We start from the raw sequence: 20,779 nt of genomic DNA on the forward strand, positions 1-20,779 counted from the left end.
TGTAAAACCGCTACGCGGTTTTACTGGAAATGCTCCCGCGTATCGCGCAGGTGGTCGAGCCCCTTGCGCAGTGTTTCGATGATTTCATCCACTTCCGAGCGGCTGATGGTCAAGGCCGGTGAGGCCAGCATACGGTCGCCGGTGGCGCGCATGACCAAGCCGTTGGCCAGGCAATGGTTGCGCACCGCGGTTCCGATATCGTCCGGCTTGGCGAAACGCCGGCGCGTCGCCTTGTCGGCCGTTATCTGCAGGCCGCCCATCAGGCCGATATTCACCGCCTCGCCGACCAGTTCGTGATCCGTCAGGCTTTTCCAGCCTTCAGAGAAATAAGGGCCGATATCGTCGCGCACCCGCTCCACCAGTCCTTCCTCCTCGATGATGCGAAGGTTTTCCAGGGCGGCGGCGGCGCAGACGGGATGGCCGGAATAGGTGAAACCGTGATTGAAGTCACCGAGCTCGGAAAGCATCACCTCCGCCACCCGGTCGGAGACGATGACGCCACCGATCGGCAGATAACCTGATGATAGCCCCTTCGCGACAGGCGCGAGATCCGGTTCCACGCCAAAATGCTGGTAACCGAACCAGGAACCGAGACGGCCGAAACCGCAGATCACCTCGTCGGAGACGAGAAGAATGTTGCGCGCCTTGCAGATGCGGGCGATTTCCGGCCAGTAGGTTTCCGGCGGCACGATGACGCCGCCGGCGCCCTGAATGGGTTCGGCCACGAAAGCGGCGACATTTTCCTCGCCGAGTTCATCGATCTTCGCCTCCAGTTCGCGCGCCGCCTTCAGGCCAAATTCGGCCGGCGAAAGATCGCCACCCTCCGCATACCAATAGGGCTGACCGATATGGGCCACGCCCTCGATCGGCAGATCGCCCTGCTCGTGCATCCATTTCATGCCGCCGAGCGAAGCGCCTGCCACGGTCGAGCCGTGATAGCCGTTGCGTCTCGCGATTACCCTGGTCTTTGTCGGATGGCCGAGCGCCTTCCAGTAAACCCGCGCCATGCGAAACCAGGTATCGGTGGCTTCCGAACCGGAATTGGTAAAGAACACATGGTTCATTTTCGGTCCGGCGCGCGAAGCGATCTTCTGCGCCAGAAGTGTGGCGGGCGGCGTGGTGGTGCCGAAAAACGCGTTGTAGTAGGGCAGCTCGTTCATCTGCCGCTGTACGACATCGGCGATCTCGCGGCGTCCGTAACCGATATTCACGCACCAAAGGCCGGCAAAGGCGTCGAGATATTTTTTACCGGTGCTGTCATAGATGAACACCCCTTCGGCGCGCTCGATGATGCGGGTGCCGGCGGCGTTGAGCTTGCCCATGTCGGAAAAAGGGTGAAGGTGATGGGCGGCATCGATGGCGGCGAGATTGGACATCGGCTTGGAGATTTCATTCATGACAGATCGCACTCCCATAAAGGCAACGGCGCTCACGCCGTCACGCCCGCCGAACATGGCCGGGCGGCTTCGATTTGGCAAGGCTGGCGTTTTTTAGCGAGGCGGCTTGGACAAGCGGAGGCGGCTGGGTTTCTTCTCCCCGGCGGGGAGAAGAAACAAGCGGCGATCGCTCGATTCACAGTCGGTTGCGCTATGCGAAAAACGACCGCCCCACCAGAACCCTCAATTCGCCCGCATGAACTTTGAGAGCCACATCCCGTTCCATCGGCAACAATTCGCCATCGATCACGCATCGCACGTCGTGGCGTTTCTTCGGAAAATGAAGCTCCACATCAGTCGAGGTCATGGCCGTCACGGCGTCGTTCTCCTTGAGCTTGCCGCGCAAAATGTCTAAGGCGAGTTTTGCAACGCCCGAGGGGCGTAGCGGATCGGTGAGGTAAAAGCCGAGATGGCCGCCGGAAACATTGTCTGCCACCAGGAGCGAGTTCTGGCCGAACTCGTTGTTGGAGACGGAGATGGCCGAGACTTTACGGTACTGGGTTTCACCATTCACGGTATATTCCACCTCGAACACCGGCGGATTGAGGATAACGCTGATGGCGGCGCGGATGCTTGCCTTGATCTTGCCGAGACGGGAGGCAAAAGCGAGATTGTTGCGGTAGCGCACCATGCGCGAATGCAGGCCAGCCGAAAACTGGTGAACGAAGAGGCGGCCATTGGCGCTGGCGATATCCACACTGGCAACTTCGCCATGCGCCAACGTCTCCAGCACCTGGCGAATATCGAGCGGCAGCTTCAAAGAGCGGGCAAAGAGGTTCATGGTGCCGGCCGGCACGATACCGAGCGCGATGCCGTGTTTCCAGGCGATGGCCGCCGCTGCGGAAATCGTGCCGTCACCGCCGCCGGCGATGATGCCTTCAATGCCCGGCTCATCGGCGGCGCGCTCCATTTCCTCGACGATATCCTTTCCGGAGACCAGGCGGCACTCGATGGCGTGGCCGGCGCGGCTGAAAACCTCGCGGGCATGGTCGCAATAGGCCTCCATGCCTGTGGTGCGAAACGTGCCACCGTCACGATTGAAAATTGCAATGAGCTTCATGTTTCCAACCCGATCCAACAAGGCAGCCGCGCGTAAATGCCTGACCTTATATAGGGTTCCGAACACCATCGCGTGAAGATGCTCTTTTGCCGAGAATCGCTCTACCGCAACGCATCATTTCATGTTAGGGATCACTTAAGGTCATTTTCATGACCGCGCATCTCCAGTCAGGGCAGACCGCTCCCATACGGTCTTGCCCTTTTTTCTGTGGGCCCTTCCCGCTTTTCAGGTCACGATGAGCCACTCGAATTTCTCTGAAGCCCGCCTTGGCGCGGAGAATGAAGCCGTTTACACGGCCGCCCCTGCCGTGGCCCTCTCCCCGCTTGCCATCGCGCTCATCGAACTGGCGCTTGCCGCCGGCGGCTTTGGCATCGGCACCGGCGAATTCGCCATCATGGGCCTGCTTCCCGACGTCGCCGCCACCTATGGCGTCACCGTTCCGCAGGCGGGTTATGTCATCACGGCCTATGCGCTCGGCGTCGTCATCGGCGCGCCGATCATCGCGGTTCTCGCCGCGCGCATGACGCGCCGCACCCTGCTTCTCGGCCTGATGGGGCTTTTTGCGGCCGGTAATATCTTGAGCGCCGTTGCACCGGATTTCCTGAGCTTCACCGTTCTGCGCTTCATCACCGGCCTGCCGCACGGCGCTTATTTCGGGGTTGCGGCACTGGTGGCGGCCTCCATGGCACCGATCCACAAGCGCGCCCGCGCCGTTGGCCGCGTCATGCTCGGTCTCACCATCGCCACCCTGCTCGGCACGCCGCTCGCCACTTTCTTCGGCCAGCTGCTTTCCTGGCGTGCGGCCTTCATGCTGGTCGGCGGCATCGCACTTCTGACGGTGGCGCTGCTCTGGTTCTTCCAGCCGCGTGATCGGGTGGAGGAAGGCGCCAGCGTCTGGCGCGAACTCGGCGCTTTCCGCCGTGTGCAGGTGTGGCTGACGCTCGCCATCGCCGCCGTCGGCTTCGGCGGCATGTTCTCGGTCTTCAGCTATATCGCCAAGACCACTACCGATGTGGCGATGATGCCGGTTTCCACCGTTTCCATGGTGCTGGCGCTGTTCGGCATCGGCATGAATGTCGGCAATGTGGTCGGCTCGCGGCTGGCCGATATCTCGCTCAACGGCACGATTGGCGGCATGCTTGCCTTCAACGTGCTTGTCATGACGGTGTTTGGCATGACGGCGGACAATCCTTTCATGCTCTGCCTCTGCGTCTTCCTGATCGGCTGCGGTTTCGCCGCCTGTCCGGCCGTGCAGACGCGGCTGATTGATGTGGCGCAGGATGCGCAGACGCTGGCCGCCGCCTCCAACCACTCCGCCTTCAACATCGCCAATGCGCTCGGCGCCTGGCTCGGCGGCCTCGTCATCGCCATGGGTTTCGGCTACGCCTCCACCGGTTATGTGGGCGCGGTTCTTTCCCTGCTCGGGCTTGGCGTTTTCCTTGTTTCGGTCACTGTCGAGCGGCGTGAAAAGGTGGCTTGAGGTCGCCTTTTTAACAGCCAGCACCACCGCCTCCTGCCGCGGTACGGACCCTTGCGGAAATTTCACAATCAGGCGCTTGACTCTTTTCGGTTTCAGGCGCAACACGGCCTTACGCGCATGCCGATCAGGCACTGCGCGGATTTCAACGGAGCATCATTGGATGTCTAGCGACAGTAGCAGTCGATTGCCTTTGCCGAGACCGGCGAACGTGAACTGATCCGACCGCTGTCGGCTCACCACCGCGTTCGCCGTGATCGGCGAATCGACGGAAAGGTGAGCAATCATGAACTTCCACAACCTCTCCCAGAGGGCCAGCAAGGCCGCACGTCTTCTTCGTAGCGGAAACTCCGGCTCCACCACCATTGCCGAACGCGTCGAGCACCTTAATACGCTGGATGTCGCCGAGGCCGTAACCGCCATCCTCGCCATGCCGCAGGCAAAGGCCGTCGCCATTCTCGACCGGCCGGAACTGCATGGCGCCGCCGCCATCATCGCCGATCTTCCGGTCGAACAGGCCGCCCGCCTCGTCAACCTGATGTCCGACGACCGTGTGGCCGACGTTATGGCGGAAATGGCCGAAGAGCCGCGGGCAAAGCTGTTTTCCCGGCTGGACCGCACGACAGCGCTCTCCATCCAGCACCTGATGGGTTATCCGCCGCGTACCGCCGGCTCGATCATGACCACGGAATTCGTCAGCGTGCCGGACAATTGGACGGTGGAACAGACCCTTTCGCACATCCGCGTCGTCGAGCGCTCGCGTGAAACGGTCTATGCCATCTATGTGTTGGCTGAGGACGGAACGCTCTCCACCGTCGTGACGCTGCGCCGCCTGCTGACCGGCCAAGCCGGCGCTTCCATCCTTTCCGTCGCGTCGAAAGAAGGCATTGCCTATGCAAGCCCGCTGATGTCGCAGGAGGATGTCGCCCGGCTGATCCGCAAGCACGACCTGCTGGCGCTGCCCGTCGTCGATGACCGCTCGCATATCCTCGGCATCGTCACCGTCGATGACGTGATCGACACCATGATCGCCGACACGACGGAAGACGCCCACAAATTCGGCGGCATGGAAGCGCTGGGCAAGCCCTATATGACGATCGGCTTTCCGGACATGATCCGCAAGCGCGCCGGCTGGCTCGCAGCCCTGTTCCTTGGTGAAATGCTGACGGCCAGCGCTATGCAGCATTTCGAAGGCGAGCTGGAAAAGGCCGTGGTGCTGACGCTGTTCATTCCGCTGATCATGTCCTCGGGCGGCAACTCCGGTTCGCAGGCCACATCGCTCATCATCCGGGCGCTGGCGCTCGGCGAGTTGAAGCTTTCTGACTGGTGGCGGGTGTTGCTCCGGGAAATCCCGACGGGCCTGACGCTCGGCTGCATTCTGGGCGCCATCGGCTTCCTGCGCCTGAGCCTCTGGCAGCAGGCCGGGTTTTACGATTATGGCGAGCACTGGCTGCTGGTCGGCGCCACCGTTTTCGCAGCCCTCGTCGGCATCGTGACCTTCGGCTCGCTGGCCGGCTCGATGCTGCCTTTCGTGCTGCAACGCCTGCGGCTCGACCCCGCCAGCGCGTCCGCCCCCTTTGTCGCGACGCTGGTGGATGTCAGCGGCCTCGTCATCTACTTCTCGGTAGCGCTGGTGATCCTCAGCGGCACGTTGCTCTAAAAGACGAAAGGCCCGCTCGGAGGAGCGGGCCTACTCATTTGGGTATACGCACGCGTCAGCACTGATCAACCGCCGGCATTGATGACGCCCGTTGCCAACAGTCCAAGCAGAATAAAGCCTATGACCACGCGGTACCAGACGAAGGGCATGTAGCTCCTGGTGGAGACCAGCTTGAGGAAGACGACGATCACGGCATAACCGACCACGAAGGCGATCAATGTCGCCAGCCCCGTCGGACCCCAGCCGACCGGATTGTCCTCGCCGATGCTTTTGAAAAGCTGGTAAAAGCCGGAGCCGAAGACGGCGGGAACGGCGAGCAGGAAGGAATAGCGGGCCGCCGCCTCGCGGGTATAGCCTAAAAGCAGGCCGGCACTGATGGTGCCGCCCGAGCGCGAGACGCCGGGAATGAGCGCCATGGCCTGCGCGAAACCGAAGAGAATGCCGTCGCGCCAGATCAGCTGGTTCAGTTTGTAGCGCTTTTTGCCGATCCTGTCGGCGAGGCCAAGGACAATGCCGAAGACGATCAGCATCACGGCGGTGATGTAAAGGTTGCGCAGCGAATGTTCGATCGCGTCCTTAAAGAACAGCCCCAGAAACACGATCGGCACCGAGCCGACGATAATCAACCAGCCTAGCCGGGCATCAGCCTTGTCATATGGCCCAAGGCGAAGATTTTGCCTGAGCCAGGCGGCAGCGATCCGCATGATATCGGACCAGAAATAGACCAGCACCGCCATTTCCGTGCCGATCTGTGTAATCGCGGTGAAGGCGGCTCCCGGATCCGCGCCGGAGGGCAGGAACTCCCCGGCGATGCGTAGATGCGCGCTTGAAGAAATCGGAAGAAATTCCGTAAGCCCTTGCAAAAGGCCGAGAAATGCGGCCTCCAACCAACCGATGCTCATGTGTGCTGATGTCCCTGCTGCGAATCGAGATCGCAGCATTATGCATCAATCAGGGCAAATACATGTTGCATCGCACCATAAAAAAGGCGCGCGGCGGGGTGCGCTTTTACCCGTGATTTTTCAGGCGGCCTTTTCCTTCATCTCGGGAAGACGGGTATATTTCGCGCCGTTCTTGCAGACGATATGGGCATCGCCCCAGCTTTTCAGGGCCGAGATCACCGGCCTCATGGTCTCGCCAAGCGGCGTCAGCGCATAGTCCACACGCGGCGGCACCACCGGAAAAACGGTGCGGGAAATCAGGCCGGCCTCTTCCAGCTCGCGCAGCTGTTTGGTGAGCATGCGCTGGGTGACGCTGGGAATATGGCGGCGCAGCTCGTTGAAGCGCAGGGTGCCCTCATTGATGAGGTGATAGAGGATCACGCCTTTCCATTTGCCATCGAGAAAACTCAAGGTCGATTCCACCGGGCAGCCGGGAAAGTTGCCGGTGAGCTTGGCGCGCGGTCGCGACATCACAGTATCCTTTTTGTATGTATCATCACAAAATGTGCATTCTTGCGATCGATGTTCATATGTATCAAGTAAGAGGCACGCAAACAAGCAAAGGAGACTGTTCATGCGCGCCATCGGTTACAGGACGAACCAGCCCATCACGGCGAAAGACGCCCTCATCGATATCGACCTGCCCCAGCCGGAAGCGAAGGGACATGATATTCTGGTGCAGGTGAAGGCCGTTTCGGTAAACCCTGTCGATACCAAAGTGCGCCGCAACCAGCCGCCGGAAAACGGTGAACCGCGCGTGCTCGGCTTCGATGCGGCGGGTGTGGTGAAAGCCGTCGGTGACAAGGTCTCGCTGTTCAAGCCCGGCGACGAGGTGTTCTACGCCGGTGTCATCAACCGCCCCGGCTCCAACAGCGAGTTCCATCTGGTCGATGAACGCATCGTCGGCGCAAAGCCGAAATCATTGAATTTCGAAGAGGCCGCCGCCCTGCCGCTGACAGCGATCACCGCTTACGAGACGCTGTTCGACCGGCTGCGGGTGAAGGAGCCGGTTCCGGGCGCTGCCAATGCCATTCTGGTGATCGGCGGCGCCGGCGGCGTCGGTTCGATTGCCATCCAGCTTCTACGTGCACTTACGGATATCACCGTCATCGCCACGGCATCGCGGCCGGAAACCATGGAGTGGGTGAAGGAACTCGGCGCGCATCACGTCATCGATCACAGCAAGCCGATTGCCCCGCAGGTGGAGGCGCTCGGGCTAGGTGCGCCGGGCTTTGTCTTCTCCACCACCCATAGCGACGTTCATGCCGCCGACAGCGTGGCGACCATCGCGCCGCAGGGCCGTTTCGCGCTGATCGACGATCCGGCCGGCGGTTTCGACGTCATGGCCTTCAAGCGTAAATGCGTGTCCATCCATTGGGAAATGATGTTCGCCCGCGCCGTCTTCCAGACGCCTGACATGATCGAACAGCACAGACTGCTGAACCATGTGGCCGGGCTTGTCGATGCCGGCAAGATCAAGACGACGCTGACCGAGGTTTTCGGCACCATCAATGCCGCAAATCTCATCAAGGCGCATGCGCTGGTCGAGAGCAACAAGGCCAAGGGCAAGATCGTGCTTTCCGGCTTCTGACGACCAATGAAGCGTCCGCATTGCGGGCGCTTCTCTTCCGCTTATAGTGATATATCGAGGTCCCGCGGCTTTTCCTGTCAATCGTCGTCTGGCTCTTCCGGGCACGGCCAGGAGGCCGGCGCAGTCAGACCGTTCGGCAATTTGGTCTTGGCGTCACCGCAGGCAATGTCGATCTGCTTCTGATCAAGGCCGGTGGCCATGGAAAGATCGACCCCTTCAATCCGGGTCAGCAGCAGGAAGGCGCTGGTGAAATCCACCGGGCCGCCGAGCTTGGCGCCGCCGAAACGGGCCCGTGACAGGTTGGTCAGCGAGAATTTCGAGCCGTTCAGCGAGGCGCCCTCGAAATCGGCCCGGCCAAGTTCGGCCTTGGTGAAGTCCGTGCCGTCCAGCTTGGCTTTTTCGAATTTGGTTCGCTGCATTTCAGCATTGATGAATTTGGCATTGGTGGCGTCGGCGGCGGAAAAGTCGCTACGATAGGCTTCCACCTTGGTCAGATTGGCGCCCTGCAGGTTCGCACCGCCGAGAGCCGTGCGAATAAGCTTCGCCTTTTCGAGATTGGCGCCCTTGAGCGACGAGCCGCGCAGGTCGGTATAGGTGAAATCCGTGCCGTAGAGCATTGCCGAATCGAGATTGCTGTCGCCCAGCATCAACAGACGCTTGTTGCATTCGCGCCAGTCGATACCGGCCATGGCGTCGGTGCGGCAGCTTGCGGCCACCAGCGGACCGCCGCTGAAAGAAACGGCAATCATCGCAAGCGTCGCCAAACCGGCGCCGAACCCTGTCTTCCGCACGATATTCAGCCTTTGAAAGCCGGACATTCTTTCACTCCCTGTCGTCGGGCGACGGCGCAAACGCAACAGCTCCTGAGCCGGCCCAAGGACCATATGCACATTCAAGGCGTTACCGCATTCACCGCCCGCAATCCACGGGCGACGCGATGCTACAACACCCCAACATCCTATATGTAAGAAATCGAAGGGCAATCCACAAATACTGAGGGGGAGCGGGCCGTAGACGCCGATCATGCCGGACGGGACCCGACCTCGCAACCGGTCCCAACACGCTCGACGTCATCCTCGGGCCTGTCCCGAGGATCCATCCACGTCTCGTCAAATCAATCCGTTGCAGATGCTCGGGACGAGCCCGAGCATGACGAGAGAGAGTTTAAGCTGCGCCATCACATATTGGCGTAGACCGGCCCCTCGCCGCCCTGCGGCGGCACCCAGTTGATGTTCTGGTTGGGATCCTTGATATCGCAGGTCTTGCAGTGCACGCAGTTTTGGGCGTTGATGACGTAGACCTCCTCACCGTCCTTCTCCACCCATTCATAAACGCCGGCGGGGCAATAACGGGTCGAGGGACCGGCAAAGACGTCATGCTCGGAGCGCTTCTGCAGCTCCATGTCCTTCACCTGAAGATGCACCGGCTGGTCTTCCTCGTGGTTGGTGGAGGAGAGGAACACCGAGGACAGGCGGTCGAAGGTAAGCACGCCGTCAGGCCTTGGATAATCGATCTTCTTGTGCTTCGAAGCCGGTTCGAGGCTCTGCGCGTCCGTCTTGCCGTGCTTCAGCGTGCCGAAGAAGGAGAAACCGAACAGCTGGTTGGTCCACATGTCCAGCCCGCCAAGGCCGACGCCGACAAGCGTGCCGAATTTCGACCAAAGTGGCTTGACGTTCCTGACCCGCTTAAGGTCCTTGCCGATATCGCCTTCACGCCATTCGGCCTCGATCTCGGAAACCTCGTCATGGGCGCGGCCGGCGGAAAGGGCCGCGGCGATCTTTTCCGCCGCCAGCATGCCCGACAGCACCGCATTATGGCTGCCCTTGATACGCGGCACGTTGACGAAACCGGCGGAACAGCCGATCAGCGCGCCGCCCGGGAAAGTGAGCTTCGGCACCGACTGATAGCCGCCCTCGGTGATGGCGCGCGCACCATAGGAGATGCGCTTGCCGCCCTCGAAGGTCTCGCGGATGGCCGGATGCGTCTTGAAGCGCTGAAATTCCTCGAAAGGATAAAGATAGGGGTTCTTGTAATTGAGATGCACCACGAAGCCGACGGCAACGAGGTTGTCTTCCAGATGATAAAGGAACGAACCGCCGCCGGTCTTGAAACCCAGCGGCCAGCCGAAAGAATGCTGCACGAGGCCCTGTTTGTGCTTCTCCGGCTTGACCTGCCAGAGTTCCTTGATGCCAATGCCGAATTTCTGCGGCTCGCGATCTCTGGACAAGTCGAATTTGGAAATCAGCTGCTTGGCGAGCGAACCGCGCACACCTTCGCCGATCAGCACATATTTGCCATGCAGCTCCATGCCGCGGGTGAAGTTCGGACCCGGCTCGCCATTCTTCTCGATGCCCATATCGCCGGTGGCGACGCCGATGACGGCGCCCTGCTCATTATAAAGCACTTCGGTTGCGGCAAAGCCCGGATAGATCTCGACGCCGAGTCCTTCCGCCTTTTCCGCCAACCAGCGACAGACCAGCCCAAGCGAGACGATGTAATTGCCGTGATTGTTCATCAAAGGCGGCATCATGAAATTCGGCAGGCGGATGGAGCCGGCCGGTCCGAGAAACAGGAACTGGTCATCCTTGACTTCGGTCTTGAAGGGATGCCCCTCCTCTTCGCGCCAGCCCGGCAGCAGCCTGTCGATGCCAATCGGATCGACCACGGCACCGGAAAGAATATGCGCGCCGACTTCGGCACCCTTTTCGAGAACGACAACCGAAAGCTCCGGCTCTACCTGCTTCAGCCGGATCGCCGCGGCAAGGCCCGCAGGACCAGCGCCAACGATCACAACGTCGAATTCCATCGCTTCGCGTTCCGGCAGTTCCATCGCTTCCGTCATGTCCATCCTCTCCGCATCGCCGGTCCCATCCGGCTGTTGTTATATCCGCTTATCGGCATTCCTGGCGCATCGACTGCGCCGGTCAAAAAGCCATCCGCGACACTGCACCCGCCAACGCCTGTCTTCGCAAAGCAGGACGCCTTTGTCGAGCTTCTATAGCGGCAAAACATGTCGCAAGCCAGTCAATTGTCAGACAACCTGATGATTGATTTATTACCTTTACGTTCACGTAATAAAAAGGATAAGCATTGCCCTTCCAACCGTCAAGCGTGATCGGTTTAACCTCTCGAAACGAGAGGTCGCAAAGGCAGAACTTTAACCCTGGACTTCGGCGCCACCCTGAGCGCGGTCAATCAGGCGTCCCTGCTGGACAACAAGCGGTCATCGCACTGGATCTGCGCCATCAGCCTTTTCAACCCCCTGGTGCGAAACCGCGTGAGAGCGCCAATATCGCCCGTGGCTTTCACGCGAATGAGTGCGCCCTCATACGCCTCGATGATGCATGCGCATAGATCCGAGATGTCCTCATCGCCGGCGATGTCGCCTTCATATTGGGCTTGCATGAGCAGTTCGCGCATACTCGTCTCCCATCGCCGAAATGAAGTGACAAGCGCGTCCCGAACCAGAGCGCTGCGGCCCGCAGCAGTTTGCGCAATGACCCCGTAAAGGCAGCCTGCATAAGGCCCGTCTTGCTTAAGCTCCAGTTCGAGCGTTTCAAAATATACCGATAGGCGCTGCAAAGCGCGCAGAGAGGTATCAGAAAAAAGTCTTTCCCTGATCCGCGCATATTTCTGCTCATAGGCATCGATAACCGCCACCACGAAGTCGTCCTTGCTCGCAAAGAAGTAATAGAATGACCCTTTTGGGACATTCACTTCCTTCAGAACCGGACCGATTCCCACCCCCTCATAGCCATGAGCGAGCAGCTGGCGCATTCCCTCCGAAATGAGACGCGTGCGCGTCGCAGATTGACCACTCATAACTAGACCGATCGTCTACATTGCTGATTACACATACTTACCTCCTGGGAGCGATGCCGATATGAGTTTAGCACACGACCGTTATACAGGCATATATCTTGTGGCAGCTTCCGCAGTTTTATGGAGTACAGCGGGGCTGTTCGTCCGCATGGCGGATATGGACGTATGGTCGATGGTGGCGTGGCGCTCCGCCTTCACCTTCTTGACTCTCGGGGCGTTTCTTCTGCTTCGAAACAAGATCGTCAGGCAACGGTCGTCGATGTCATTCGGTCTGCCCGGCGTTGCTGCATGCTTGGTATCTGCAATTGCGGCGATCACATATATCGCGTCCTTGCGATGGACGACCGTCGCCAACGTCATGACAATCTATGCGACACTACCTTTTGTTGTGACCGGAATCGCTTTTATATGCCTGCGGGATCGGGTTACCCATCGTTTCGTCATCGCTGGCTGTGCGGCTTTCGTCGGCGTATTCATTTCGGTCGGCGCGGCGGTATCACCAAAGGACATGCTCGGCATCTTTGCCGCCTTCATCATGACCACGGGATGCGCCACGCAAATCGTCATCGCAAAGCGCTTCCCTGACATGGACGCCACCCTGATGACCGCTCTTGGCGCTCTGACCTGTCTGTGTATCGCGCTGCCGCTGATGCAGTTTGCGATTCCAGCTCCGATGCAGATCATCGCCTGCGCCCTCTACGGCGTCCTAACCACAGCACTCGGCTATATACTTCTGCTCCAAGGGTCCCGGCGTATGAACTCCGGGGAGGCCGGACTGCTTTCCATGCTGGATGTCATCCTCGGGCCGGTGTGGGTCTGGCTCTTTTATAACGAAGAAATGTCGCCCCTCGTTCTGACGGGAGGCGCTATCGTGCTGTCTGCTGTCGCCTGGTATCTGGCGGGAGGTCGCAGAGCCGCGACAGCACCATGACACACAATCTTACCGGAACTGGCGGCTCCGCCACACTCAAACCGCTCATTCCTCATCCGTCGTGAACACGATCGTCAGCCAGCGGCCGCTCCCCTCGCCGCCCAGCGCATCGCCGATCTCGTCGCGGATCGCGTCCCACTCCTCCAGACGCCGGGGCGGCCAGTCTTTCGGGACGATGAAAAAGAGTTCGATCTGACGGCCGCGGGCGACATAGAAATAGTGCGAGGAGAAACCGAATTTCTCCACCGTCTCGGCCGCCACCCGGTCCACATGCTGCTTGAAATCCAGCGGGGTCACCAGAAGGATGTCAGCCAGCGCCTGTTTCACATTGCCGAGCGGCATGGGGATGATGACGCCACAATTGCCAGACGACAGGCGTCTGCATGGTGGGAGCGCCTTTAAAGCCCATGGACCCGGGCTGGAAAGGCGCCCCCATAAAGTACAGACGTGAGAAAATGAACCGCCAGCAGACAGCAAACATCGCGACAGGAGGATCGGACTCCGCTTTTTTGCTCGTGAGCGCCGGCGGCGCTCTTACGACACTAAACCGTCAGGCTCACTTCACAACGATGGAAATGACATCCTGATAGCGGTGCGTTTCAGTTCCCTTAGCTATACCCGTCGCATTCACCGCACGTGTCGGAACGTTGCGGCCGCACTGCTTGCTTAAACGACTAGAAATGCCGCCATCTGAATAAGAGATGATCTTGGATTTCGGCAGCTTGGGCGCCAGCGCCGCAAAACTCAAAGGAGTCGCACCGCAGCTATCCGCTCTGTAAGCCGTGAGGTGGCGCGTCTGACCAACCGAAAGTTCCACCGTCTTGTCCGCACTGCCGGCGCTGACGCAACCCGAAAGAGCAAGGACAGCAACCGATACGCAGGTCAGTGAAATATATGACTTCATAATTTCTCTCCATTAATAGGTCGGCACATCTTAAAAAATAAACGAGAACTTGCACCGCATCCCTTTACACGCGCTAGTTCAAGACTGGACGATTTTTAGAGCTTCACCTATCATCCTCAATCACCCGATCGGGTGAATTAGTCGAGGTTAGAGGAACTGACTCTTTTGTTGAGGGCTACTCGGGGCAGGGATTGAGGCATGAGCATTCGTGGCTTAAGGCACTCGGACGACGACCTGATAGACCTCATTTATGCGGCGCTGCTCGGCGAGGCGTCGTGGCAGCAATTTCTCGACAGGCTTTCTGGGAATGCACCTGATGGCCGAACGATCTTGTTCTCCATGAATACGCGCGAACCCGACGATTACGTTGGCATGACCTCAAAATTCGATCTGTCGGAGCTTGAAAGCTATGCGGCATATTATATCAACACCAACCCATGGTTGGAGCATTGCGGCAGGCGAAGCGTAGGCCTGGGCGTTTTCTCGGATCAGATCGTCCCCAGAACGCAGCTGGTTAGAACCGAGTTCTTCAATGACTGGTTGGCGCCCAACAACATTTCGTCCTCCATCGGCGTCACTATTGACAAGAATGGAGACAGCCCCCTGATCGTATCCACCGTTACCAGCCGCGACGATCCCGATGAAAACAGCGCTTTTGCCGACCAGCTTACTCGTATCGCCCCCCATCTGAGGCGTGCCGCGCGTTTTTACAGGAACAGCTCGGCGCGATGGGCGGCCTTCGACCTCAATACGTCGCTGTTTGACGCCGTTGGCACGGGTATCGTCATTGTCGGAGAGAACGCACAAATAAATACAACTTCCCCGATCGGGCAGAAGTTTCTGGACAAAGGGACGCTCATATCGGTTTCACCGCTCGGAAAGTTACGCCTGCGCGGCGAGGACGCTCAGACCGTGCTGAACGCCATGTTGATGCGAAATTATGCCGGTCCCAGAACAGCGGATTTTCTCTCGCACGGCATCAGGCTCACGCTTGTCGCAATGAAGAAAGAACGCCTCTCGCTGTACTTCGAGGGCCCCACCGTTGCACTCCTGATCCAGCCTTCCGGCGCGCCTGGCGGAACACCCGGAATCGACCAGTTCTCTGAATTTCATCGGTTGACGATGGGAGAGCGGCGCGCATTTCTCGGCGTCATAAATGGTAAGACAATCACGCAGATAGCGCAGGACGCATCCGTGTCGCGCGAGACGATACGCACACAGCTCAAAAGCCTATACGCAAAGACAGGGACGCATAGCCAGAACGACCTGCTGCGTCTCGCTTACCGAATGGCGAACCCAGCCCCCTAGGTGTTCTTCGATTCGTACAACGCGTCCTTACTGAAGATGACCCGCCGACTCAAACCGCCCACTCTTCATCCGTCGTGAACACGATCGTCAGCCAGCGGTCGCTCCCCTCGCCGCCCAGCGCATCGCCGATCTCGTCGCGGATCGCGTCCCACTCCTCCAGACGCCTGGGCGGCCAGTTTTTCGGCACGATGAAAAAGAGTTCGATCTGACGGCCGCGGCCGACACGGGCGACATAGGAATAGTGGGAGGAGAAACCGAATTTCTCCACCGTCTCGACCGCCACCCGGTCCACATGCTGCTTGAATTCCAGCGGGGTCACCAGAAGGATGTCAGCCAGCGCCTGTTTCACATTGCCGAGCGGCATGGGGATGATGACGAGGCAGACCAGCGCCAGCACGGCCGGGTCGATATAGGGTGCAAGCCATGCCTGCGCCGTTCCCGTGAGCCCGTAACCCACGGCGAAGGCGACGAAGAGCGCCATGCTTAGAAGCGCGCTCATCAGCCAGCTTTTGGCATCCAGCGCCACGAATGCGGATTTCAGCCGGCGGTTCTGCCGTTTGACGAACCATGCCATGGCAAGTGAGACGGCGAAGCTGACGAAGGTGACGACGATGGCGTAGTCGAACTCGATCGATCTGCCGCCATCCATCAGGCTGTCGACGGCGTTGATGAGGGCGTAGATCGCCGCCCCCATCAGGAGCGTGCCGTTAAGCCCGAGCACCATCGGCTCCAGATGCCAGAAGCCCATGGTGAAACGCTCCACCAGCCGGCCGCCGGGTTTGGGCGCGGCGGAAGCGGCGATCAGCCGCGCGACAAGCAGCGCCAGCACCGTCATGAAAGCATCGGTCAGCGCATAAACACCGTCGAAAACAACCGCGAAAGAGCCGGAAAACAGGCCCGCGCCAATGCCGAACAGCGCCAGCAGAACCGTGACGGCAATGGAGAATTTCAGCAGGGATTGTTCTGTCATGACGTGTATTCGACCTTCAAAGGCGGACGCCGCCTTATAGAGGTTTTCGCTTTTCTGCGAGTGGCGAAAAATCTCTAACTCTTTGTTTTGTTGCATTTCCGGACGGAAAACCGGGGTCCACTTTTCCTGGAAATGCTCTATAAACACCACATACGGCACTCACAAGACAGGACAAACTCCATGGATTTCGGCATTTCCGGCAAACGCGCCCTCGTTCTCGCCTCCTCTCGCGGCCTTGGGCTGGGCATTGCGACCGCGCTGGCAAAAGAAGGCGCAAACGTCCTTCTGGTTGGCCGAAGCGGTGAAAAGCTGGCGGAAAATTGCAAGGCGATCAATGCGCTTGGCAACGGCAAGGCCGACTGGGTGTGGGGCGATCTTGCCGAGGATAATTTCGTCGAAGCCATGGTTCAGGCCGTCAACGACAAGCTCGGCGGCATCGATATTCTCGTCAACAATACCGGTGGTCCAACGCCCGGCCTCGCACAGGACATGACGGTCGACAAGCTCGACACTTTTTTTCAGTCCATGGTGCTGCGGGTCATCACGCTGACCAATGCGCTGTTGCCGCAGATGAAAGAACAGGGGTTCGGCCGCATCCTCACCGTCGCCTCGTCAGGCGTGTTCGAACCGATCCCCAATCTCGCCCTTTCCAACACGCTGCGCGGCGCGCTCGTCGGCTGGAGCAAGACTCTGTCCTCAGAAGTCGCCTCCTTCGGCATCACCTCCAACCTGCTGCTACCCGGCCGCATCCACACCGACCGCATCGACGAGCTGGATGGCGCCAATGCCAAGCGTCTGGGCAAGAGCGTCGAAGAAATCCGTGAAGCTTCGGTCAAGAGCATTCCGGCCGGCCGTCTCGGCACGGTGGAAGAATTTGCCGCCGCCGGTGCTTTCCTGTGCTCGGTGCCGGCAAGCTATATTACCGGCACGATGCTGCGGGTGGATGGCGGCGCGGCGAAGTCGAACTGAACGCCGGCAGCCTCAAGCGGCATTACGGAGCCGTTCCATAAACGACGTAACGGTTCCGTCCGGTATTCTTCGCCTCATAAAGTGCTGTATCGGCGTGGCGCAGCACATCGCTGGCGCTTTCACCGGGACTGGCATAGGCAATGCCGGCCGAACAGCTGTAGCGAAATTCGGGCCTGTCAGGCAGCGGCGCGGCATCGGCCAGAGACAACTGAAGCTGGCGCATCAGCGTTTCGGCGCTGTGCATGCGCGCGCCGCTGAGCACCAGCAGAAACTCTTCGCCACCGATTCTCCCGAGAAGGTCGTCACGGCCGGCAGTTGAAGACAGCCGCGCCGCGAAATCTTTCAGCACGAGATCGCCACAGGCATGGCCGAAGCGGTCGTTGACGCTCTTGAAATGGTCGATATCCATGATGATGACGGCGAGCGCCTGCGCCTTGTTTGGGCCGAGCAGGTGGTTGAGAGTGTCCATGGCGTAACGGCGGTTGCCGAGGCCGGTCAGCTCATCGCTCAAGGCGGATTTCAGCGCCCGGTCCCGCTCCTGGCGCAGATCGCGCAATTCGACGCCGAGTTCGGATACATCGGTTATGACGCAAAGCATCCAGCCGCCCGGCAACGTCGTTTCGGTCGTCAGCATCCACCGGCCGTCCTTGAGGCTGGTTTCGATGGTGCGAAAAGGCAGTTTGCCACGCCGCGTCTTTGCCGAGCGCAGCCACAATTCGAAATCCGACGTCTCTATGGCCGTGCCGGTTGCGGTTTGGTAACCGCTGCGCATCAGGTCCACCCAGCTCGGAAACACATTCGGGCCGACGCCGAGCGCGGTGCGGAAGGCAGTGTTGGCAAAACGCATCTCGTCATGCCCGTCAAACAGCGCATAGCCCTGCTGCGATGCTTCCATGAGGCTCATGAGCTGTTGGATGAAAACGTCCATATCACCTTGAATGAGACCGATATGCCCGGGTAGCGCGTCATTCACGGCGTGTTGGCTGATCTGGTGAGACATCGAATTTCCAAGACTACGACAAGATGGAACCATACGGACGGCAATAGTACGACACCAATTTTTTTGATAAAATATTCATATTCCAAAATAACGTCGTATCGACTGAAGTACATTTTACGCTCCAGCCCTACCTAACAGCAAAATCCTAAAAGTATTTCCGAAAACTACAACGTTCTTTCATTCCGGCATAAACATCCTGTTCACCATGCGCCGTAGCTGTCCGCATGTGAGAGCTCATGCGACGAGGCGCATGGCTCAAAAACAATAGGCGGCGCTTGCCATTCCGTCGGCCTTGTGCAATCAACCGCCCTCCTCTGACATCGGGGTGCCAAAGGCATCCCTTATCCTCACGCCGGGCCGCCCAAGGGCCGGGTGGGTTCTTCTATCGGCAACAAGGATATGGCGATGACGCAAAAGCGGGCTCTCGGCCTCGATTTCGGCACGACCAACACGGTCATGGCTCTTTCCGACACGGGCGGCGCCAGCCGTTCCATGCGCTTCACCAGCAGCGCGGGCACGGATGACAGCATGCGCACGGCGCTCTCCTTCATGAAGGATGCCGGCCTCGGTGCGGCCGCCCTGCATGTGGAAGCCGGCCATGCCGCTATCCGGCAATTCATCGACAATGCCGGCGATTGCCGTTTCCTGCAGTCGATCAAGACATTTGCGGCCTCGCCGCTGTTTCAGGGTACGCTGATCTTCGCCAAGCGCCAGAGCTTCGAAGACCTGATGGACGTGTTCCTGCGCAAGCTGAAGACCTATGCGGGCGAGGAATGGCCGGGAGACGTCTCCACCGTCATCGCCGGCCGGCCGGTGCGTTTCGCCGGCAGCAATCCGGATGAGGCGCTGGCGCTCGCCCGGTACAACGAGGCGCTCACCCGCGCCGGTTTCCCGGAAATCCACTATGTCTACGAACCGGTGGCGGCCGCCTATTATTTCGCCCAGAGCCTGAAGAAGGATGCCAATGTGCTGGTGGCGGATTTCGGCGGCGGCACGACGGACTATTCGCTAATCCGCTTCGAAACCCATGCCGGCAAGCTTTCCGCCACCCCCATCGGCCATTCCGGCGTTGGCGTCGCGGGCGATCATTTCGACTTCCGCATGATCGACAATCTGGTCTCGCCTGAGATCGGCAAGGGCAGCAAGTTCAAGAGCTTCGACAAGGTGCTGGATGTGCCCTCCGGCTATTACGTGAATTTCGGCCGCTGGAACCAGCTGTCGATCTTCAAGACCTCGAAGGAATTCACAGACCTCAAATCGCTGGTGCGCTCGGCACTGGAGCCGGAAAAGCTCGAACTCTTCATCGATCTCGTCGAACATGACGAGGGTTACCCGCTCTATCAGGCGATTTCCGCCACCAAGATGGCGCTCTCCTCGGCGGAAGAAGCGGAATTCAACTTCGCACCATTGGGCAAGGCCGGGCGCAAGATGGTGAAGCGCAGCGATTTCAACAATTGGATCGCCGAAGACCTCGCCAAGATAGAAGAAGCGCTCGACGAGGTTCTGGAAAAAACAAAAGTTGCGCCCGAAGCCATCGACAAGGTGTTCCTGACCGGCGGCACCTCCTTCGTGCCGGCCGTGCGCGAGCTTTTCACCCGCCGTTTCGACGCCGACCGGATCGAAAGCGGCGGTGAGCTGCTCTCGATTGCGCATGGTCTCGCCATGATCGGCGAAAGCGACGATATTCAGCGCTGGACAGTGTGATTTGCGGGTTCCCCGGGCGGGGAACATGGGGTAATTTCCGCCCATGATCGCCGCTCACGACCTCTCCCCGGCCGAACTCGCCGCCCTACTGCATTTCCATGCGGATGCGGGCGTGGACTGGCTGCTGGAAGAGACCCCGGTCGACCGTTTCGCCGAATTTGCCGCCGCCCGCCCGGCCCGATCCGCGCCTGCGCGGGAGGTGCCCGAGGCATCACGCCAGATGGAAAGGCCGGCGGAACGCCGTGCCGATGCGCCTCAGCGGCAGGCGGCGACGCGCAGCACGCCGGCGGCCCCCGCCATCCAGCAGAATGTCGCCATGCCGGACGAGCAGGCCGTGGCGGCCGCGCGTTTTGCGGCGGAAAGCGCGCGCTCACTCGGCGAGCTGAAAACCGCGCTTGAGGGTTTCAACGGCTGCAACCTCAAGAACAGCGCGCGCAATACGATTTTCACCGAGGGTGACCCCGCCTCCGCCATCATGGTCATCGGCCCCATGCCTGACGCCGATGACGACCGCGAGGGTCTGCCCTTTGCCGGCAAGACCGGGTTGCTGCTCGAGCGCATGCTGGCAGCCATCGGGCTTGAGCGCAGCGCCATCATGCTCGGCAACGTCGTGCCATGGCGGCCGCCGGGCAACCGCCCGCCGACTCAGGCCGAAATGGATATCTGCCGCCCCTTCATCGAGCGTCAGATTGCGCTTGCCGAGCCGAAACACCTGTTGCTTCTCGGCAACTTCACCGCTCGTTTCTTCTTTGGCGGCACCGGCACGATCCATACGCTGCGCGGACAGTGGCGTGATGTCGCAGCCGGACACCTGATTGTGCCGGCGCTCGCAAGCCTGCATCCGCAGGAACTGTTGAACGCTCCGGCCAGCAAGTCCCTGGCATGGCAGGATTTATTGGCTTTTCAGGCCAAGATTACTGAAGGCTGATTGCCTCATTCCTGGTCAATGTAAATGAATTATGAAAAAAGCCATGCGCATTACGCATAACAGCGGCGCATTTGGTCC

At 59.7% G+C, this 20,779-nt stretch carries 18 protein-coding genes and 1 pseudogene; 8 read left to right on the forward strand and 11 right to left on the reverse strand.

Features of this window, described 5'->3' with window-relative positions:
- Positions 1-20: 20 nt before the first annotated feature.
- Both BS627_RS08180 and BS627_RS08185 read right to left on the reverse strand, forming a co-directional pair.
- Positions 21-1,397, reverse strand: coding sequence for an aspartate aminotransferase family protein (locus BS627_RS08180; RefSeq protein ID WP_165691174.1), 1,377 nt, complete (start codon positions 1,395-1,397; stop codon positions 21-23).
- A 190-nt stretch (positions 1,398-1,587) separates the two neighbouring features.
- Complete coding sequence (locus BS627_RS08185) at positions 1,588-2,496, reverse strand: diacylglycerol/lipid kinase family protein (RefSeq protein WP_077982629.1); 909 nt, start codon at positions 2,494-2,496, stop codon at positions 1,588-1,590.
- A gap of 235 nt (positions 2,497-2,731) precedes the next feature.
- Here BS627_RS08185 and BS627_RS08190 point away from each other — a divergent pair, with 235 nt between their 5' ends.
- Together BS627_RS08190 and mgtE are read left to right on the forward strand one after the other, a co-directional pair.
- The gene (locus BS627_RS08190; protein WP_077982630.1) at positions 2,732-3,976 is read left to right on the forward strand and encodes an MFS transporter; all 1,245 of its coding nucleotides are present in this window, start codon (positions 2,732-2,734) and stop codon (positions 3,974-3,976) included.
- Between the two features lie 283 nt (positions 3,977-4,259).
- Entirely contained in the window at positions 4,260-5,633 is a 1,374-nt protein-coding gene (gene mgtE / locus BS627_RS08195; protein WP_077982631.1) for a magnesium transporter, read from the forward strand.
- Between the two features lie 65 nt (positions 5,634-5,698).
- Here mgtE and BS627_RS08200 read toward each other — a convergent pair whose 3' ends face one another.
- Together BS627_RS08200 and BS627_RS08205 are read right to left on the reverse strand one after the other, a co-directional pair.
- Complete coding sequence (locus tag BS627_RS08200) at positions 5,699-6,535, reverse strand: undecaprenyl-diphosphate phosphatase (RefSeq protein WP_077982632.1); 837 nt, start codon at positions 6,533-6,535, stop codon at positions 5,699-5,701.
- 120 nt (positions 6,536-6,655) lie between these two features.
- Positions 6,656-7,045 (reverse strand): winged helix-turn-helix transcriptional regulator, encoded by a 390-nt coding sequence (locus tag BS627_RS08205; protein WP_077982633.1) that lies wholly within the window; start codon positions 7,043-7,045, stop codon positions 6,656-6,658.
- A 103-nt stretch (positions 7,046-7,148) separates the two neighbouring features.
- Here BS627_RS08205 and BS627_RS08210 point away from each other — a divergent pair, with 103 nt between their 5' ends.
- Positions 7,149-8,165: a zinc-binding alcohol dehydrogenase family protein gene (locus BS627_RS08210; RefSeq protein ID WP_077982634.1), complete on the forward strand. Its 1,017-nt coding sequence runs from the start codon at positions 7,149-7,151 to the stop codon at positions 8,163-8,165.
- A gap of 77 nt (positions 8,166-8,242) precedes the next feature.
- On the opposite strand, the gene BS627_RS08215 is transcribed toward BS627_RS08210, so the two are convergent.
- From BS627_RS08215 to BS627_RS08225, 3 genes are all read right to left on the reverse strand, one after another.
- Entirely contained in the window at positions 8,243-8,983 is a 741-nt protein-coding gene (locus tag BS627_RS08215) for a pentapeptide repeat-containing protein (RefSeq protein ID WP_077982635.1), read from the reverse strand.
- Between the two features lie 359 nt (positions 8,984-9,342).
- Positions 9,343-11,007, reverse strand: a complete 1,665-nt coding sequence (locus tag BS627_RS08220) for an electron transfer flavoprotein-ubiquinone oxidoreductase (protein WP_077982995.1) — start codon at positions 11,005-11,007, stop codon at positions 9,343-9,345.
- A gap of 353 nt (positions 11,008-11,360) precedes the next feature.
- Positions 11,361-11,987 carry a TetR/AcrR family transcriptional regulator gene (locus BS627_RS08225; RefSeq protein ID WP_077982636.1) on the reverse strand — a complete coding sequence of 209 codons (627 nt, stop codon included), beginning with the start codon at positions 11,985-11,987 and terminating at the stop codon, positions 11,361-11,363.
- 61 nt (positions 11,988-12,048) lie between these two features.
- Between BS627_RS08225 and BS627_RS08230 the strand changes: the two genes are divergently transcribed.
- The gene (locus tag BS627_RS08230; RefSeq protein ID WP_077982637.1) at positions 12,049-12,918 is read left to right on the forward strand and encodes a DMT family transporter; all 870 of its coding nucleotides are present in this window, start codon (positions 12,049-12,051) and stop codon (positions 12,916-12,918) included.
- A 45-nt stretch (positions 12,919-12,963) separates the two neighbouring features.
- On the opposite strand, the pseudogene BS627_RS08235 reads toward BS627_RS08230, so the two are convergent.
- Positions 12,964-13,278, reverse strand: a pseudogene (locus BS627_RS08235) (cation transporter); the annotation flags it as partial.
- Between the two features lie 196 nt (positions 13,279-13,474).
- Positions 13,475-13,822, reverse strand: coding sequence for a hypothetical protein (locus BS627_RS08240; RefSeq protein WP_077982638.1), 348 nt, complete (start codon positions 13,820-13,822; stop codon positions 13,475-13,477).
- Positions 13,823-14,020: 198 nt separating this feature from the next.
- Between BS627_RS08240 and BS627_RS08245 the strand changes: the two genes are divergently transcribed.
- Positions 14,021-15,130, forward strand: coding sequence for a helix-turn-helix transcriptional regulator (locus BS627_RS08245; protein WP_077982639.1), 1,110 nt, complete (start codon positions 14,021-14,023; stop codon positions 15,128-15,130).
- A 49-nt stretch (positions 15,131-15,179) separates the two neighbouring features.
- Here the strand turns inward: BS627_RS08245 and BS627_RS08250 are convergent, their stop codons facing one another.
- Positions 15,180-16,100, reverse strand: a complete 921-nt coding sequence (locus tag BS627_RS08250) for a cation diffusion facilitator family transporter (protein WP_077982996.1) — start codon at positions 16,098-16,100, stop codon at positions 15,180-15,182.
- A gap of 180 nt (positions 16,101-16,280) precedes the next feature.
- Between BS627_RS08250 and BS627_RS08255 the strand changes: the two genes are divergently transcribed.
- Positions 16,281-17,069, forward strand: coding sequence for an SDR family oxidoreductase (locus tag BS627_RS08255; protein ID WP_077982640.1), 789 nt, complete (start codon positions 16,281-16,283; stop codon positions 17,067-17,069).
- A 22-nt stretch (positions 17,070-17,091) separates the two neighbouring features.
- Here BS627_RS08255 and BS627_RS08260 read toward each other — a convergent pair whose 3' ends face one another.
- On the reverse strand, positions 17,092-17,997 hold the full coding sequence (locus BS627_RS08260) for a sensor domain-containing diguanylate cyclase (RefSeq protein ID WP_077982997.1): 906 nt from the start codon (positions 17,995-17,997) through the stop codon (positions 17,092-17,094).
- Between the two features lie 477 nt (positions 17,998-18,474).
- Between BS627_RS08260 and BS627_RS08265 the strand changes: the two genes are divergently transcribed.
- Both BS627_RS08265 and BS627_RS08270 read left to right on the forward strand, forming a co-directional pair.
- A complete protein-coding gene (locus BS627_RS08265) occupies positions 18,475-19,773 on the forward strand; it encodes an Hsp70 family protein (protein ID WP_077982998.1) in 1,299 nt (432 codons plus the stop codon).
- A 43-nt stretch (positions 19,774-19,816) separates the two neighbouring features.
- Positions 19,817-20,701 carry a uracil-DNA glycosylase gene (locus tag BS627_RS08270; RefSeq protein WP_077982641.1) on the forward strand — a complete coding sequence of 295 codons (885 nt, stop codon included), beginning with the start codon at positions 19,817-19,819 and terminating at the stop codon, positions 20,699-20,701.
- Positions 20,702-20,779: the final 78 nt, after the last annotated feature.

This window comes from Agrobacterium salinitolerans (assembly GCF_002008225.1).
Classification (GTDB): Bacteria; Pseudomonadota; Alphaproteobacteria; order Rhizobiales; family Rhizobiaceae; genus Agrobacterium; species Agrobacterium salinitolerans.

Excerpts from the sequence above, each read along its gene's own strand:
- BS627_RS08180 (WP_165691174.1), bottom strand. The coding sequence starts at position 1,397 with ATGAATGAAATCTCCAAGCCGATGTCCAATCTCGCCGCCATCGATGCC.
- BS627_RS08185 (WP_077982629.1), bottom strand. The coding sequence starts at position 2,496 with ATGAAGCTCATTGCAATTTTCAATCGTGACGGTGGCACGTTTCGCACC.
- BS627_RS08190 (WP_077982630.1), top strand. The coding sequence starts at position 2,732 with ATGAGCCACTCGAATTTCTCTGAAGCCCGCCTTGGCGCGGAGAATGAA.
- mgtE (WP_077982631.1), top strand. The coding sequence starts at position 4,260 with ATGAACTTCCACAACCTCTCCCAGAGGGCCAGCAAGGCCGCACGTCTT.
- BS627_RS08200 (WP_077982632.1), bottom strand. The coding sequence starts at position 6,535 with ATGAGCATCGGTTGGTTGGAGGCCGCATTTCTCGGCCTTTTGCAAGGG.
- BS627_RS08205 (WP_077982633.1), bottom strand. The coding sequence starts at position 7,045 with ATGTCGCGACCGCGCGCCAAGCTCACCGGCAACTTTCCCGGCTGCCCG.
- BS627_RS08210 (WP_077982634.1), top strand. The coding sequence starts at position 7,149 with ATGCGCGCCATCGGTTACAGGACGAACCAGCCCATCACGGCGAAAGAC.
- BS627_RS08215 (WP_077982635.1), bottom strand. The coding sequence starts at position 8,983 with ATGTCCGGCTTTCAAAGGCTGAATATCGTGCGGAAGACAGGGTTCGGC.
- BS627_RS08220 (WP_077982995.1), bottom strand. The coding sequence starts at position 11,007 with ATGACGGAAGCGATGGAACTGCCGGAACGCGAAGCGATGGAATTCGAC.
- BS627_RS08225 (WP_077982636.1), bottom strand. The coding sequence starts at position 11,987 with ATGAGTGGTCAATCTGCGACGCGCACGCGTCTCATTTCGGAGGGAATG.
- BS627_RS08230 (WP_077982637.1), top strand. The coding sequence starts at position 12,049 with ATGAGTTTAGCACACGACCGTTATACAGGCATATATCTTGTGGCAGCT.
- BS627_RS08240 (WP_077982638.1), bottom strand. The coding sequence starts at position 13,822 with ATGAAGTCATATATTTCACTGACCTGCGTATCGGTTGCTGTCCTTGCT.
- BS627_RS08245 (WP_077982639.1), top strand. The coding sequence starts at position 14,021 with ATGAGCATTCGTGGCTTAAGGCACTCGGACGACGACCTGATAGACCTC.
- BS627_RS08250 (WP_077982996.1), bottom strand. The coding sequence starts at position 16,100 with ATGACAGAACAATCCCTGCTGAAATTCTCCATTGCCGTCACGGTTCTG.
- BS627_RS08255 (WP_077982640.1), top strand. The coding sequence starts at position 16,281 with ATGGATTTCGGCATTTCCGGCAAACGCGCCCTCGTTCTCGCCTCCTCT.
- BS627_RS08260 (WP_077982997.1), bottom strand. The coding sequence starts at position 17,997 with ATGGACGTTTTCATCCAACAGCTCATGAGCCTCATGGAAGCATCGCAG.
- BS627_RS08265 (WP_077982998.1), top strand. The coding sequence starts at position 18,475 with ATGACGCAAAAGCGGGCTCTCGGCCTCGATTTCGGCACGACCAACACG.
- BS627_RS08270 (WP_077982641.1), top strand. The coding sequence starts at position 19,817 with ATGATCGCCGCTCACGACCTCTCCCCGGCCGAACTCGCCGCCCTACTG.